The sequence below is a fragment of the Rhodoferax sp. ZS1R8 genome (assembly GCF_056521325.1).
The window spans coordinates 1-1,038 of sequence record NZ_JBWMBA010000202.1 but is presented as its reverse complement, the minus strand read 5'-3'; the positions used below and the strand labels follow the sequence as shown (position 1 = coordinate 1,038).

1 protein-coding gene is annotated in these 1,038 nt (G+C 56.2%); it reads right to left on the bottom strand.

The window, feature by feature from the left end; all coding sequences use genetic code 11:
• Window positions 1-1,038, bottom strand: a 1,038-nt coding sequence (locus AC097P_RS24990) for an alpha/beta hydrolase family protein (RefSeq protein ID WP_479613105.1), incomplete at both ends; no start/stop codon positions are given.

Genomic DNA, 1,038 nt, shown 5'->3' with positions numbered 1-1,038 from the left:
CAAATTCGCTCGATATCCGAAACCCCGGCGCCGGCAATAGCACACTTGTACACGTCGTTGGGCCGAACAGCGGCCGCAAACGCCGCGTAGCCACCATACGAAAAGCCAAACATCGCCATTCGTTTGGGATCTGCCAGCTTCTCAGTCACCAGCCACTTGGCACCGTCGTCTTTGTCGTCCTGCATTTTTTGACCCCACTCGCGGTCACCCGCAACCCACAAAGTGCGGCCCCAATCCGCAGACCCGCGGTATTGCGGCTGTAGCACCACACGGCATTGCGAGACCAGCATTGGCACCCAGCCGGAACCGTCATAGTTCATGGTGTCGCGCGCCCAAGGCCCACCATGGGGGTGGATCACGGCCGCGTATGGCCCTGGTCCGCACAACTTTTCGTTCGGAACCGTCAGGTAGGCAGGAATGTTGAGTCCGTCACGCGCACGGTAATAGACAAACCGCGAAGTACCCAGCGCAGCCTTATCGATGGCGGGGTATTCCTTGGCCAACAGTTGCAACTTTTGCTTGGCCAGCAGGTAGTGTTCGGTGGGGTAGTTAAGCCCGCTCACACGGAACAAGTAGGTTGGCGTTTCACCCGCCACGCGTCGCATCAATCGCACCGTAACGCCGTCCAGGGAGCGCACCTCGGCCTGGGTGGATCCCGACACTGCCATCAGTTTTTGGTTGGTCTCTTTGATACCCAGCGCCTGCGCAACACCTTTAATCACCGCATCAATTTCCGGGTTCTCCCAATGGGAGTCGGTACCGAACAGGCCTGCGTATGTAAAACCATCAAAACCATCCTGCCCTGGCGCGCCATCATCCTTATCCATGCTGCGCACACCCGTTGCATCAAAGAACTTGTGTTCAAACAGTTTGGACAATGTCTTCTTGGCAACGATGTCGTACTCGTAAATGGCCGAAAACTCCTGGCCCATATTGTTTTGGATGATGGCAATATTGGGCTTTGCGCCTGGTGCTATGACATCCACAAGATCCCGGTTTTTGACATAGTTGCGAAAGTGTTCATCCCACCGGCCTTCA